The sequence below is a fragment of the Sphingomonas larreae genome, assembly GCF_051400595.1.
Classification (GTDB): Bacteria; Pseudomonadota; Alphaproteobacteria; order Sphingomonadales; family Sphingomonadaceae; genus Sphingomonas.
Window position 1 is genome coordinate 1 of sequence record NZ_JBLFFI010000012.1, and the last position, 13,388, is coordinate 13,388.

The 13,388-nt window shown below is 69.9% G+C and carries 11 protein-coding genes; 9 read left to right on the forward strand and 2 right to left on the reverse strand.

What is annotated here, in order from left to right; translation table 11 throughout:
* Positions 1 to 255: 255 nt before the first annotated feature.
* Positions 256 to 1,866, reverse strand: coding sequence for a peptide MFS transporter (locus tag ACMGDM_RS20080; RefSeq protein ID WP_436805914.1), 1,611 nt, complete (start codon positions 1,864 to 1,866; stop codon positions 256 to 258).
* A gap of 117 nt (positions 1,867 to 1,983) precedes the next feature.
* Between ACMGDM_RS20080 and ACMGDM_RS20085 the strand changes: the two genes are divergently transcribed.
* A complete protein-coding gene (locus ACMGDM_RS20085) occupies positions 1,984 to 2,562 on the forward strand; it encodes a nitroreductase family protein (RefSeq protein WP_436805915.1) in 579 nt (192 codons plus the stop codon).
* Positions 2,563 to 2,749: 187 nt separating this feature from the next.
* On the opposite strand, the gene ACMGDM_RS20090 is transcribed toward ACMGDM_RS20085, so the two are convergent.
* Positions 2,750 to 3,844: a glycosyltransferase gene (locus tag ACMGDM_RS20090; RefSeq protein ID WP_436805916.1), complete on the reverse strand. Its 1,095-nt coding sequence runs from the start codon at positions 3,842 to 3,844 to the stop codon at positions 2,750 to 2,752.
* Between the two features lie 134 nt (positions 3,845 to 3,978).
* Here ACMGDM_RS20090 and ACMGDM_RS20095 point away from each other — a divergent pair, with 134 nt between their 5' ends.
* The 8 genes from ACMGDM_RS20095 to ACMGDM_RS20130 all read left to right on the forward strand — a co-directional run bounded on the left by ACMGDM_RS20095 (position 3,979) and on the right by ACMGDM_RS20130 (position 13,377).
* Entirely contained in the window at positions 3,979 to 5,325 is a 1,347-nt protein-coding gene (locus ACMGDM_RS20095; protein ID WP_436805917.1) for an oligosaccharide flippase family protein, read from the forward strand.
* Complete coding sequence (locus ACMGDM_RS20100; protein WP_436805918.1) at positions 5,322 to 6,305, forward strand: glycosyltransferase family 2 protein; 984 nt, start codon at positions 5,322 to 5,324, stop codon at positions 6,303 to 6,305. The genes ACMGDM_RS20095 and ACMGDM_RS20100 overlap by 4 nt, the downstream gene beginning before the upstream one ends.
* Positions 6,302 to 7,513 (forward strand): glycosyltransferase family 4 protein, encoded by a 1,212-nt coding sequence (locus tag ACMGDM_RS20105; RefSeq protein ID WP_436805919.1) that lies wholly within the window; start codon positions 6,302 to 6,304, stop codon positions 7,511 to 7,513. Before ACMGDM_RS20100 ends, ACMGDM_RS20105 begins: the two co-directional genes overlap by 4 nt.
* A gap of 10 nt (positions 7,514 to 7,523) precedes the next feature.
* The gene (locus tag ACMGDM_RS20110) at positions 7,524 to 8,249 is read left to right on the forward strand and encodes a glycosyltransferase family 25 protein (RefSeq protein ID WP_436805920.1); all 726 of its coding nucleotides are present in this window, start codon (positions 7,524 to 7,526) and stop codon (positions 8,247 to 8,249) included.
* Positions 8,246 to 9,616 (forward strand): O-antigen ligase family protein, encoded by a 1,371-nt coding sequence (locus ACMGDM_RS20115; protein ID WP_436805921.1) that lies wholly within the window; start codon positions 8,246 to 8,248, stop codon positions 9,614 to 9,616. Before ACMGDM_RS20110 ends, ACMGDM_RS20115 begins: the two co-directional genes overlap by 4 nt.
* A gap of 95 nt (positions 9,617 to 9,711) precedes the next feature.
* Positions 9,712 to 11,049 carry a DUF1996 domain-containing protein gene (locus tag ACMGDM_RS20120; RefSeq protein ID WP_436805922.1) on the forward strand — a complete coding sequence of 446 codons (1,338 nt, stop codon included), beginning with the start codon at positions 9,712 to 9,714 and terminating at the stop codon, positions 11,047 to 11,049.
* A gap of 169 nt (positions 11,050 to 11,218) precedes the next feature.
* On the forward strand, positions 11,219 to 11,971 hold the full coding sequence (locus ACMGDM_RS20125) for a PEPxxWA-CTERM sorting domain-containing protein (protein ID WP_436805923.1): 753 nt from the start codon (positions 11,219 to 11,221) through the stop codon (positions 11,969 to 11,971).
* A 113-nt stretch (positions 11,972 to 12,084) separates the two neighbouring features.
* Positions 12,085 to 13,377, forward strand: a complete 1,293-nt coding sequence (locus ACMGDM_RS20130) for a DUF1996 domain-containing protein (protein ID WP_436805924.1) — start codon at positions 12,085 to 12,087, stop codon at positions 13,375 to 13,377.
* Positions 13,378 to 13,388 lie beyond the last annotated feature (11 nt).

Genomic DNA, 13,388 nt, shown 5'->3' on the forward strand with positions numbered 1-13,388 from the left:
CCCTACGAATACATCGCCAAGATCTGGACGTCAGAGCCAGACCGGTTCATCGTCGACCCGATCCACCAGATGCCGGGGCTGAACAACTAGCCAACCGCGTATTGCCCGCCGATCCTTATTCGACCGCGGGTGAGCTCGCCGATGCGCCAGCCGTCCGCGCGATCAGCGGCCCGGCCACGATCACGCCGCCGCGCGCTGAGCGGATGCCGCGCTCACCCCCACCGCGCTCGCGTCTTTATCAGCGGATGCGCACCATCAGTGCGGCCGCGTCGCACTCGCGCTGTCGAACCCCGCTGCCTGCGGCTCGGCCAGTTCGGCCTCGCCCGCCATCGCGTGCGCGTCGTCGTGGTCGCGCAGCGTGTCGAGGTGCATCCAGCGGCGCACCAGCGGGCTCACCAGCAGCACCAGCACCGCAATCCCCATCGCCCACCAGCCGATCGTCTCATAGACGCCGAGCGTGCCGTCGCGCGTCATCGTGCCGCCCTCGCCGCCGCCGGTCGCCTCGCCGATCTTGCCCGCGACGAAATTGCCGACGGCGGTCATGTAGAACCACGCGCCCATGATCAGGCTGGCGAGATGGCGCGGCGCCAGCCGGTTCATCGCCGACAGTCCCACCGGCGACAGGCACAATTCGCCCGAGGTCTGGAAGAAATAGATCATGAAGACGAGGTACACCGGGGTCAGCGCCGCGCCGTACAGCCGCGCCCCCCAGACGAAGAGCAGGAAGCTCAGCGCCACCTGCACCAGCGCCAGCCCGAACTTGGCGGGCGCCGAGGGCTCCCAGCCGCGCCGCCCGAGGAACACCCACAGCGTCGCGAAGATCGGGCCGAGCAGCACGATGTAGATCGGGTTGACCGACTGAAACAGCGAGGCGGGCACGCCGCCGCGGTCGACGAACCGGTCGGTGTACAGGTTGAGGCTGCCGCCCGCCTGTTCGTACAACCCCCAGAACAGCGGGTTGAGCGCGATCAGGAACAGCACCGCGAACATCCGGTCGCGCGCGTGCGGCTCCAGCTTGAACGAGGCGAACAGCACATAGCCGAGCAGCGCGATGCCCGAGACCATCAGCAGCGACTGGATCACGTCCTGATATTGGATCAGCAGCCAGATCACCGCCACCGCCGCAATGCCGACCGCATACAATGTCCACTCGCGCCGCTTGGTCAGCGCGCCCGGCGCCTCCCCCTGCCCCTTGAGCAGCGGCCTGCCGAGAACGAACACCAACAGCCCCAGCAGCATGCCGACGCCCGCCGCGCCGAAGCCATATGACCAGCCATAGGTTTCACCGAGCCAGCCGGCGAGGATAGTGCCGAGCGCGGCCCCTGTGTTGATGCCGATGTAGAAGATCGTATACGCGCCATCGCGGCGGATGTCGGTAAGCGGGTAGAGCTGGCCCACGATCACCGAGATATTGGCCTTGAGGAAGCCCGAACCGACGATGATGAAGCCGAGCGCGAGCCAGAAGACGTTGATCGCCGCCGAGGCCTGTCCGCCGTCGCCCTCGACCGCCATCAGCAGATGGCCGAGCGTGAGCAGCGCTGCGCCGTAGACCACCGCGCGGCGCTGGCCGAGATAGCGGTCGGCGAGATAGCCGCCCAGCACGGGCGTCACGAACACCAGCGACGTATAGGCGCCGTAGATGAGGTTGGCCTTGCCGTCGTCGAACAGCCAGTGCTTGGTCAGGTAGAAGATCAGCAGCGCGCGCATGCCGTAATAGGAGAAGCGCTCCCACATCTCGGCGAAGAACAGGACGTAGAGCCCCTTGGGATGGCCGGCGAACTCGTCGCCGGGCTTCACCGCGGCGGCGATCCCGCCGCCCAGCAACAACAGAAGAAAGCCGAGCGCGATCGTGGGGATGAGAGGCAAGGAGAGCGGCTCCGGTGAGGGGCTGAGGGCGCGCCTGCGCGCTGCCGATGGTTGCGCGCGAGACTAGCGTCCCCACCGCTGCTGTAAATATCTTCCGCGTCGGCTATGGTGCAGGCGATGTTCAACGACCTCTCCTCGCCGCTGGCGCTGCTCGCCACGCGCCGCTCGGGCAAGCCGCGCGATCTCGTCGCGCCTGGGCCGACGCACGACCAGCTCGTCGCCATGATCCAGCTCGCCGGTCGCACGCCCGATCACGGCAAGCTGGCGCCGTGGCGCTTCGTGATCGTCCCCGACGCGCGCCGCGACTCCTTCGCCGCCAAGCTGGTGGAGGCGTATCGCGCCGAGCGGCCCGCGGCGGCGCGGCTCGAACTCGAGGCGATGGACCAGTTCGCGCGCCAGGCGCCCGCGCTGGTGGTGGCCTTGTCGTCCCCGCGGCTCGAGAGCCATATACCGCTGTGGGAGCAGGAGCTGTCCGCGGGCGCGGCGTGCATGAACCTGCTCCATGCCGCGCATGCGCACGGCTTTGCGGCGGGCTGGCTGACCGGCTGGCCGGCGTTCTCCGACGCGGTGCGCGATCTGTTCGGCGCGGCGCCGGAGCGGATCGCGGGCTTCATGTTCATCGGCACGCCGGGCCGCGCGCTGGAAGAACGCCCGCGCCCGGACCCGGCGACGCTGTGGAGCGACTGGGCGGGGTGACAGGCGGGAGCTGACTCCGGCTCACCGCAACCGTCGCCAATCCCATCGTGACAGCAGCGTCATCCCGGCTCAGGGCCGGGACGAGGCATGTTGGCTCAGCGATCGACATTGATGCAACAGCCCCGCCCCGCATGGGTGAGGATATTGCGACATTCGCAACCGCGACAGTTCACCTAAGCCCGTCGTCCTACTTCCGCGCCGCCGCGATCACCTCGCCGAGGAAGGTACGATATTGCGCCGCCACACGCGGCCAGGCGTAGCGCAGCGCGCGGACTCGCCCGCGTGGGGCGAGCTCGGCACGCGCCGCGATCGCGTGCGCCAGCGCTGCCGCTACCGCTCGTGGGTCGCTCGTGTCGAGCAGCACCGCGTCGTCGCCGACGATCCAGCGCAGCCGCGGTGAATCATGCGCCACCACCGGCGCGCCGCACGCCAGCGCCTCGATATAGACGTTGCCGAATGATTCCTCGCGCGACAGATGGAGGAACACGTCGGCCGAGCGGTATAGCAGCGGCATCTCCGCCGCCCCCACGGTCAGCCGCTTGAACCGGCCCGGCAGCAGCTCGGCGGCGAGCCGGTCGACCGCCTCGCGCTCCGGCCCGTCACCCGCCACCACCAGATGCGCATCGGGCAGCTGCGCCACCGCGCGCACGCCGTCGGCGACGCGCTTGGAAGGGATCAGCGCGCTGACCATCAGCACCACCGTGCCGCGCGCCGGGAGGCCCAGCTTGCCGCGCTCACCCGGACCCGGGGTGAAGCGGTCCGCGTCCATTCCGTTGGGGATCAGCGCACAGCGCCACCGCTCCTCGTTGCGCTCGAGATAGTCGGGATTGGTGCAGACCAGCCCGTCGCAGCCAAAGGTGCGATATTCGGCGTCGTTCGACACCGCCGGCCAGTCGCCGTTCTGCGTGACGAAGACGTGCGGCGGGCGGCGCCCGAACAGCACCGGGCGGCGCAGCACCCAGTTGGTGAACGGGAAGGAGCAGGTGACGGTGACGTCATGGTCGCGCGGACGATAGGCGCGCAGCAGCCCGGGCGCGAAGGTCGCTTCCTCCCAGCCGGTCTCGCTGCGCAGCACCGGGACGCGCGGCAGCCGCTCCAGCTTCTCGCGGCGCACCGCACCGGCATGGCGGAAGCGATAGGGCGTGTCCGCGCGCGCCTCGCCCGCCCCGATCACGGTCACCGCGTCGCCGCCGCGCGCCAGCTCGGCGGCGAGCGACAGCAGCGCCACCTCGGCGCCGCGCTCGAAACGGTGGAAGCCCGGCAGGGCGAACAGGATCCGCATCACTCTTCCCTCAACGCTTCCATGGTCACGCGCCTCGATTTTAAGGCTTTGGCTGCTAGAGACCGCGTCGCCGGTCCGGCGCGCGTTGATTCGACCGCGTCGACCGGTTCCTTCCTGGGATCGTCCGCCCGCGCATGAAGTTGCTTTCCCGATCGATCCTGACGCGGCTGGGCTGGTCCACCGCCGGTTACGGCGTGGTGCAAGCCTTGCGCGTCGTCAACAACGTCGTGCTCGCGCGGCTGCTCGCGCCCGAGCTGTTCGGCATCATGATCATCGTCAACACGGTGCGGACCGGGATCGAGCTGGCCTCGGACATCGGCATCGGCCAGAACATCATCAGCAACCCGCGCGCCGAGCAGCCCGACTTCTACGACACCGCCTGGACGCTCCAGCTGGTGCGCGGCATCGCGCTGGGGATGCTGTGCGCGGCGCTGGCCTGGCCGGTGGCGTGGTTCTACCGCAAGCCCGAGCTCGCCGGCATCTTCGCGGTGGCGTCGCTGTTCTTCGTCTTCGCCGGCTTCGAGTCCACCGGGCGCTTCATCGCGCAGAAGCACCTGCGGCTGGTCGCGCTGACCGCTTTCGAGGTCGGCTACACCGCGGTGTCGACGATCGCGCACATCAGCTTCGCGCTGGTGACGCCGACGATCTGGGCGCTCGTCTTCGGCGGCATCACGTCGAGCGCGGCGGTGATGGTGGCGAGCTACCTGCTGGTGCCGGGGATGCGCCACCGCTTCCTCATCGATCGCGGCGCGATGCGCGAGATCCTGTCGTTCGGCCGCTGGGTGGCGCTGTCGTCGATCGTCTACTTCCTGGCGATGAACTTCGACCGGCTGTACATGGCGCGCGCGGTCTCGCTGGCGGTCCTAGGCACCTATGGCATTGCGCGCTCGCTCGCCGACATCCTCAACCTGCTGGTGGCGCGCTTCGGCAACATGATCGTCTTCCCGATGGTGGCGGCCTCGTTCGACTCCATCGCCGAATTGCGCGCGCGGCTGGCGCGGCACCGGCCGCTGCTGCTGCTCGGTGCGGCGGCTGCGGTGGCGGGCTTCATCGCGGTATCGGACGTGCTCACCGCCGTGATGTACGACGCGCGCTATCAGGCGGCGGGGCAGATGCTGCCGACGCTGTCGTTCGGCGTCTGGTTCGCGATCCTGTCGACGATCAACGAGTCGGTGCTGCTCGGGATCGGCAAGCCGGTCTATGGCGCCAGCGCCAACATGGGCAAATTCGCCTGGCTGCTGGTCGGCCTGCCGATCGCGGTGAACTTCTACGGCATCGGCGGCGCGGTGGTGGTGATCGCCAGCGCCGAGCTGATCCGCTACGTGCCGCTCTGGGTCGCGCAGCGCCGCGAAGGCCTGTCGTTCGCGCGGCAGGACCTTGCTATGACACTGGTCATGCTCGGTCTGGCCGTACTCTTCCGCGAGGCGCTGTACGGCGTCGGGCTGACCGGCGACCTGGCGAGCCTGCTTCCGTGGAAGTGAGCGCCCCCCTTGTTCCTCCGCCGCGCATCGGCATCGTCGCGATCGGCCGCAACGAGGGCGAGCGGCTGGTGCGCTGCCTGCGCTCACTCGAGGGCAGCGGTGCGGCCGCGGTCGTGTACGTCGACTCGGCTTCGACCGATGGCAGCCCGGCGCGGGCGCGCGCGCTCGGCGCGCAGGTGGTCGACCTCGACATGGCGCTGCCCTTCACCGCGGCGCGGGCGCGCAACGCCGGCCTCGCCGCGCTGCCCGCGGACTGCGATCTCGTCCAGTTCATCGACGGCGACTGCGAGCTGGCGCCGGACTGGCTCGCCGCCGCGACCCGTTTTCTCGCCGAACACCCCGACGTCGCGGTGGTGTGCGGGCGGCGGCGCGAGCGCCATCCTGAGGACTCGGTCTACAACCGGCTGTGCGACCGGGAATGGGACACGCCGATCGGCGAGGCCGGGGCGTGCGGCGGCGACTCGCTGATGCGCGCCGACGTTGTGCGCGAGGCTAGCGGCTTCCGCGACGATCTCACCGCGGGCGAAGAGCCCGAGCTGTGCGCGCGGCTGCGCGCTGCCGGGTGGCGAGTGTGGCGGATCGACGCGGCGATGACGCTGCACGACGCCGCGATGCTGCGGTTCGGCCAGTGGTGGTGGCGCGCGGTGCGCGGCGGCTTCGGCTATGCCCAAGCTGGCGAGGCGACCCGCGCACTGCCGCACCCGCTCTACCGCGCCGAGCGCCGCCGCGCGCTGCTGTGGGCGGGCGCGCTGCCGCTCGTCGGCGTGGTGCTGGCGCTGCTGGTCCATCCCGCGCTGCTGCTGCTGCCGGTGCTGCTGCTCGCGCTCCAGGTGGCGCGGGTGGCGCGGCGCGACCGGTACGACGCCATGGCCTGGCCCAACGCCTTCTACACCATGCTGGCCAAATTCCCCGAGCTGCAGGGCATGCTGCGCTACGCACGGCGGCGCCGCGCCGCCGGATCGGCGATCACCTACAAATGACCGACTCCCCCTCGCCCCGCATCGCCTATGTGGTGAGCCAATATCCGGCCTCGTCGCACACCTTCATCCGCCGCGAGGTGGAGAGCCTGCGCCGCCACGGCGTCGACGTGCGCACCTACAGCATTCGTCGCCCCGGCGCGGCCGAGCTGGTCGCACCCGAGGACCGCGCTTCGGCCGAAACCACCCGCTTCGTACTGCCGCTCGGTGCGGGCGCGCTGCTGGGGGCGCATCTGGCGTCCCTGACGCGCCGGCCCGGCGCCTATCTCGCGCTGCTGCGGCTCGCGCTCCGTCACCGTGCGCCGGGGTTGCGCGCGGCGCTCTGGGCGCTGTTCCACTTCGCCGAGGCGGTGGTGCTGGCGCGCATGTTCGCGGAGGACCGGGTTAGCCACGTCCACAATCACTTCGCCAATGCGGGCGCGACCGTCGGCATGATGGCGGCTCGCTTCGCCGGCCTGCCGTGGAGCCTGACGCTGCACGGCATCTCCGAGACCGACTATCCCGCCGGGCTGACGCTGGGCGCCAAGCTGGAGCAGGCCGAGTTCGCCGCCTGCGTCTCCTGGTTCGGCCGGGCGCAGGCGATGCGCGTCACCGCGCCGTCGCACTGGCACAAGTTCGCGGTGGTGCGCTGCGGGCTCGACCTCGCCGCTCCCGCGCTCGCCGCCCCGGTCGCGCGCACGGCGGGAGCGCGGCGCCGGCTGGTGTGCGTCGCGCGGCTGTCGGCGGAGAAGGGCCATCTCGGGCTGCTCGAGGCGATCGCGCCGCTCGACGTCGAGCTCACGCTCGTGGGCGACGGCCCGCTGCGCGACGAGATCGACGCCGCCGTGGCGCGGCTTGGCCTCGGCGCGCGCGTCCGCTTCGCCGGGCGGCTCGACGAGGCCGCCACGCTGGCCGAGATCGCGCGCCACGACATGCTGGTGCTACCGAGCTTCATGGAAGGCCTGCCGATCGTGCTGATGGAGGCGATGGCGCTCGGCCTGCCCGTGATCGGCAGCCGCGTCGCGGGCGTACCCGAGCTGATCGAGGACGGCGCCGAGGGCCTGCTGTTCCGCCCCGGCGACTGGGATGACCTGCGCCGCCAGATCGCGCGGCTGCGTGACGATGCCGCGCTGGGCGATCGGCTCGCCGCCGCCGGGCGCGCCAAGGTCGAGCGCGAGTTCGACATCGCCACCGCGGTCGCCCCGCTCGTCTCCCGCTTCGCCGCCCGATAGGCTGACATCCATGCTGTTCGACCATGTCGACCGAGTCCGCATCATCAACCTCGCGCACCGCACCGACCGGCGCGCGCAGATGCTGGGCGAGCTGCGCCGGCTCGACGCCGAGCACGACCCGAAGGTAGCGTTCTTCGACGCGTGCCGCTTCGACGACGCCGGCAGCTTCACCTCGCGCGGCGCGCGCGGCGTGTTTCACAGCCATCTCGCTATCCTCGACGAGGCCGCGGCGGCGGGCGAGAGCGTGCTGATCCTTGAGGACGATGCCGATTTCACCCCGGCCGCGCGCGACATGACGGTGCCATCCGGCTGGCAGATCCTCTACGGCGGCTATTACGCCGCGACGCCCGACGACCTGCCCGCCAGCGACATCATCGGCGCGCATTGCATGGCGTTCAGCGCCGACACGGTGGCGCCGCTCGCCGCCTATCTGCGCCACCTGCTGACGCTCGACGACCATCCCCCGATCGACGGCGCCTATGTGTGGTATCGCCGCGCGCATCCGGAGGTACGCACCGTCTTCGCCCAGCCGGTGGTGGCCGAGCAGCGCCCGTCGCGCACCGACATCGCCGCCTTGCGCTTCTTCGACCGGCTGCCGGTGCTGCGTGAGGCCGCGGGCGCGGCGCGCGGGCTCAAGCGCGCGGCGGCGCGGCGCAGCTTCGGGCTGCGCGAGTCGGTGGTGCTGGCGGGGGTCGGAATAGGCGCCGCGGCGGCGCTGGTGGCGGTGTTCGCATGAAGTGGATCGCGCTCCTCGGCGTTCTCGGCATGCTGCCGGTGCTGATCGGCTGGCTGCGCAGCAACCAGCGCTACCTGCCGCGCGTGATGGCGGTGTTCGGCGCGCTGCCGTTCGTCACCAGCACCTGGCACCTGCTGATCGCGCCGATCTCCTGGGCTTATTGGCCGGGCTTCGTCAAAGGCGCCGAAGTCACGCTGCTCGACGCGCTCGCGATCGCGCTGATCTTCTCCACGCCGCGCAAGTTCCGCCGCGCGCACCTGCGCTGGCCGCTCGCCGCCTACACCGTGCTGGTGCTGCTCAGCATGCTTCAGAACGACGTGCCGATGTCGACCTTCTTCTACGTCTGGCAGCTCGCGCGCATGCTCGTGGTGCTGACCGCGGTGGCGATGACCTGCCATGATCCTAAAGCGGTGCGCGGGCTCATCCTCGGGCTGATCATCGGCATCTGCTTCCAGGCGGTCATGTCGCTCAAGGCGCACGCCCAGGGAGCGATCCAGGCGGCGGGCACGCTCGGCCACCAGAACCTGCTCGGCATGCTCACCCATTTCGTGATCTTTCCGTCGTTGGCGATGCTGCTGGCGACCAAGAAGTCGCGCTGGCTATGGCTCGGCCCGATCGGCGGGCTCACCGCGGTGGTGCTGACCGCCTCGCGCGCGACGATCGGCTTCTCCGCCATCGGCGTGGTGCTCACGCTCTTGCTGTCGATGCTGCGCCAGCCGAGTGCGCGCAAGACCACCGTAGCGGTGGCGGGATTGCTGTCGCTCGTCGTCGCCGCGCCGGTGGCCTATGCCACGCTCGGCGCCCGGTTCAGCAAGCCGACCGACACCGGCGACTATGACGAGCGTGCCGCCTTCGAGCGCGCCGCCAAGGCGATCGTCCACGACCATCCGCTCGGCGTCGGCGGCAATCACTACGTCATCGTCGCCAATACGCAGGGCTATTCGGACCGCGCCGGGGTGGCGGCGGTGTTCGGCAGCCGCAGCGCGCATGTCCACAACGCCTATCTGCTCTCCGCCGCGGAGACGGGCTATCTCGGCGTCGTCGGCTTCGTGCTGATGCTGGTGTGGCCTGTGCTGGCGGCATTGCGGTGCGCGTGGCGCTTCCGCCGCGATCCGCGCGGCGACGTGCTGCTCGGCCTCGCCGTGGCGCTGGTGATGGTGAGCCTGCACTCGCTCTACGAGTGGATCTTCGTGCTTTACGTGACGCAATATATGTACGCGATCACGGTCGGATTGATCGCGGGAATCGCGGCGGAAATCGGCTATTGGGCGCCGCGTCGGCGCAAGCAGCCGGCCGCGCCGCGGGTCGACGAGGACGTCCCCGACCCGGCGCCCTTCCCCGCCGACGCAATCGCTAAGATCGTTTAAGCCTCATCGTCTACGTCGTTTTAACCGAGCATCCCTAGGGTGGCCTGAACGGCTGCCGGACCGAGTTCGTCCGCGGCGACGTGGGAGTTACTCGGATGATGATGCTGCTGGTGGGTGCGCGCGCGCGCCCTGTGCCGCCGCGCGCCGGTCGGATCGTGCCGCCCCTGCTGCTCGCACTGGCGCTCGCCGGCTGCGGCGGCGGCGGCGGCGGCGGCAGCACCGGCACCGCGACCGCGAGCACGACTCCGGTGGCGAGCGCGCCCGAGGCGGCCAGCGCCGCCACTCCGGTCGTCGTGGCGCCCGTCGCCGCGGCGCCCGCGGCGGCGGCTGCGCCGGCCACCGAGTCGGTCGTCGCTCCGGCTACCAGCACCACCGTCGCGGTCGCGCCGGCCAATGCGCCGGTGGCGGGCGACTATCCATCGATCCCGAGCAATTTCGACGTCAACAAGGAGCTGGTCGCGGCCTGGGGCACGGGGGCGATCCCGTCGAGCGGCGCGCCGGACGTGGTCGGCGCGTTCCGGTTCATCTGCACGCCGAGCCACGAGGCCAAGGACGACCCGATCGTCTTCCCGGGCCAGCCCGGCCGCTCGCACCTCCACCAGTTTTTCGGCAACACGCTCGCCAACGCCAACTCGACCTATCAGAGCCTGCGCACCAGCGGCGAGAGCACCTGCACCAGCATGCTCAACCGCTCGGCCTATTGGATGCCGGCGATGCTCAACGGCAAGGGTGGCGTGGTGCGGCCCGATTACGTCTCGATCTATTACAAGCGTCGCCCGGCGAGCGACCCCGAGTGCCAGCGCATGGGCAAGGCCTGCGTCGACCTGCCGCGCGGGCTCCGCTTTGTGTTCGGCTTTGACATGATCAACGGCACGCCGCCGACTGGCGCGGGCTATTACAACTGCCAGGGGCCGACGGCGGAGGCCGGCCATTACGCCGACCTGATCGAGGCGGGCAAGCATTGCGGCGTCGGCAACCAGATCGGCGCGGTGATCAATGCGCCCAATTGCTGGGACGGCAAGAACCTCGACAGCGCCGACCATCGCTCGCACGTCGCCTACACCAGCTACGGCGACTGGGGCTATGAGAAGTGCCCGGCGGACCATCCTTATGTGATCCCCACCTTCACGATGGGCGCCTGGTACACGGTCGACTCGGACCTCAACCGCAGCGGCAGCTGGAACGGCGGCACGAGCGGCTGGCACCTCGCCTCGGACGAGATGCCCGGCATGCCGACGATGCGCCCGGGCTCGACCTTCCACGCCGATTGGTTCGGCGCCTGGGACGATGCCGTGATGAAGATGTGGATGGATCATTGCATCAACAAGCTGCTCAACTGCAGCGGCGGCGACCTCGGCAACGGCAAGCAGATGAAGATGTTCGACGCCTTCGCCTGGACCAGCACGCCGCATGTGGTGCCGCTGCCGAAGTGAGCGCGGCGGCCGCGGCGCTGCGCGCCTGCCACCTGGCAGCCGGACCGATCGTCGGGCTGGCTGTCGCACGGGTCCAAATCCGGGACAAGAGCGTAACGGTCCTCGCTTGAAGCACGTGCGTGGCGGCGGCATTCACGCGACGAACAGTGTTTCTGGGGGGACCAAGCGTATGACCAAGTTGAAGATGATGGCGGCAGCGGCAGGGCTCGCCCTGGCTACGGCAGCCGCGCCCGCGAGCGCGGCCGACTTCGTGCTGAACCTCACCTCGAGCACCAACAGCGCCGACAACGGTGACGCCAACTCCCGCTATTACAGCTTCATGCTCGACGGCCGGAAAGTCGACGTGCGGGCGACGGCTTGGTCAGCCATCAACAGCACGATCAACGACGCCTATCTCGGCTCGTACACCACTGGCCTCGGCGTGACCAATGGTCTCGAGAATGGCAGCAACGGCACCCACACCATCGACACGCAGAACGGGCAGGATTTCATCCTCTTCCAGTTCAGCACCGCGGTCGACCTGTCGCAGATCAAGACGACGTCGTACAGCGTGAACGGGAACAGCACTGGCTCGGACGCAAGCGTTCGCTGGGGCAACACCAATGTCGCCTGGAACCAGAATCTGGGCCTCGACGGCAAGCCGGTCAGCGCTCTTACCAACATCCTGGGCAACCAGCAGGTACTCGCGGGCGGCAGCGGCACGCTGACCCGCAGCGTCAACGGCACCGCGTCGAACCTTTGGCTGGTCGCAGCAACCAGCGTCGGTGGCGCGCCGATCGACGGCTTCAAGCTGGGCGCGGTGACCGTCAGCAGCGCGGTGCCCGAGCCGGCGACCTGGATGATGATGATCGGCGGCTTCGCGATGGTCGGCGCCGCGGTGCGCCGTCGCAAGAGCGTCACCGGCAACGCCGCGATCGCCTGATCGCACGCTCCCGAACGGGATATTGGAGGGGCCGGCTGCGCGAGCGACCGGCCCCTTTCGCGTGCGCCGCGGGCGCGCCTCATGTATAGCGCCTGACGAGAAACGGAGGCGTGATGCGGGTGCGGACGAGCGGCAATCAGGGCTGGGTCAGCGCGCTGCTGCTCGCGATGGCGCTGGCCGGTGCGGCACAGGCCGATCGCCCGGCAGCGCCCACGAGCCAGCACGCCAAGGGCAGGATGGGCGGCACCGGCGATCTCGCGCAGCCGCGCCCCGCCACCACCGCGCCCGAGGGCGAGGAGGCCGCGGTGCCGAGCAACTTCGATCGCGCCACCGGGATCATGGTGTCGCACGAGAGCGGGCCACCCGGCGCGATCCCCGCGAGCGCCGCGCCCGATGTGGTCGGTGCATTCCGCTTCCTGTGCACGCCCGGCCAGCTGCGCTTCGACGACCCGATCCTCTATCCCGGCAAGCCCGGGCAGTCGCACCTCCACCAGTTCTTCGGCAACACCGCGGCGGACGCCCATTCCACCTACGCCAGCCTGCGCCGCAGCGGTGACAGCACCTGCATGAACCGGCTCAACCGTTCGGCCTATTGGATGCCGGCGATGCTCAACGGGCGCGGCCAGGTGATCCGGCCGGATTACGTGTCGATCTACTACAAGCGTCGGCCCGCCAGCGACCCCGAGTGCAATCGCGTCCGCGTCGCCTGCGTGCCGCTGCCGCGCGGGCTGCGCTTCGTCTTCGGCTTCGACATGGTACATCCCGACGCTCCCGCGACGGGCGCCAGCTACTTCAACTGCCAAGGCCCCGGCGCGACCGAGGGGCATTACAAGACGTTGGTGGAGGTGGCGCGGGTGTGCCCGCCGGGCGCGCAGCTTGGCGCGATCATCAACGCGCCGAGCTGCTGGGACGGCAAGCGACTCGACAGCCCGGATCATCGCGAACACGTCGCCTATCCGCAATGGACCGGCGGGCGCGAACATTGCCCCTTCACCCACCCGGTGGTGATCCCGACCTTCACCATGGGCTCGTGGTACACCGTGGACGCGACGCTCGATCGTGCCGGCACCTGGGATGGCACGCGCCCGACCTGGCATCTCTCCTCCGACGAGATGCCCGGCGCAAACGGCACGATGCGCGTCCCCGGCACCACCTTCCACGCCGATTGGTTCGGCGCCTGGGACGACGACACGCTGCGCCAGTGGACCGAGCATTGCATCGACAAGCTGCTCAACTGTCACGGCGGCGACCTGGGCGACGGCAAGCAGCTGCGTCAGGTCACGCCGTTCGCCTGGCTGGCCAAGCCGCACGCGGTGCCGGTGCCGGATCGACCGGCAACCACGACGGGCGCGGCGCCCGGCGCCGACGCGCACGCGGGCATGATGCACGACATGTCAGCGCGTTGACTGGGGTCAGC

What these genes read in the sequence shown, in the direction of transcription:
- ACMGDM_RS20085 (WP_436805915.1), top strand. Translation starts at nt 1,984, where the DNA reads ATGTTCAACGACCTCTCCTCGCCGCTGGCGCTGCTCGCCACGCGCCGC.
- ACMGDM_RS20090 (WP_436805916.1), bottom strand. Translation starts at nt 3,844, where the DNA reads ATGCGGATCCTGTTCGCCCTGCCGGGCTTCCACCGTTTCGAGCGCGGC.
- ACMGDM_RS20095 (WP_436805917.1), top strand. Translation starts at nt 3,979, where the DNA reads ATGAAGTTGCTTTCCCGATCGATCCTGACGCGGCTGGGCTGGTCCACC.
- ACMGDM_RS20105 (WP_436805919.1), top strand. Translation starts at nt 6,302, where the DNA reads ATGACCGACTCCCCCTCGCCCCGCATCGCCTATGTGGTGAGCCAATAT.
- ACMGDM_RS20110 (WP_436805920.1), top strand. Translation starts at nt 7,524, where the DNA reads ATGCTGTTCGACCATGTCGACCGAGTCCGCATCATCAACCTCGCGCAC.
- ACMGDM_RS20115 (WP_436805921.1), top strand. Translation starts at nt 8,246, where the DNA reads ATGAAGTGGATCGCGCTCCTCGGCGTTCTCGGCATGCTGCCGGTGCTG.
- ACMGDM_RS20120 (WP_436805922.1), top strand. Translation starts at nt 9,712, where the DNA reads ATGATGATGCTGCTGGTGGGTGCGCGCGCGCGCCCTGTGCCGCCGCGC.
- ACMGDM_RS20125 (WP_436805923.1), top strand. Translation starts at nt 11,219, where the DNA reads ATGACCAAGTTGAAGATGATGGCGGCAGCGGCAGGGCTCGCCCTGGCT.
- ACMGDM_RS20130 (WP_436805924.1), top strand. Translation starts at nt 12,085, where the DNA reads ATGCGGGTGCGGACGAGCGGCAATCAGGGCTGGGTCAGCGCGCTGCTG.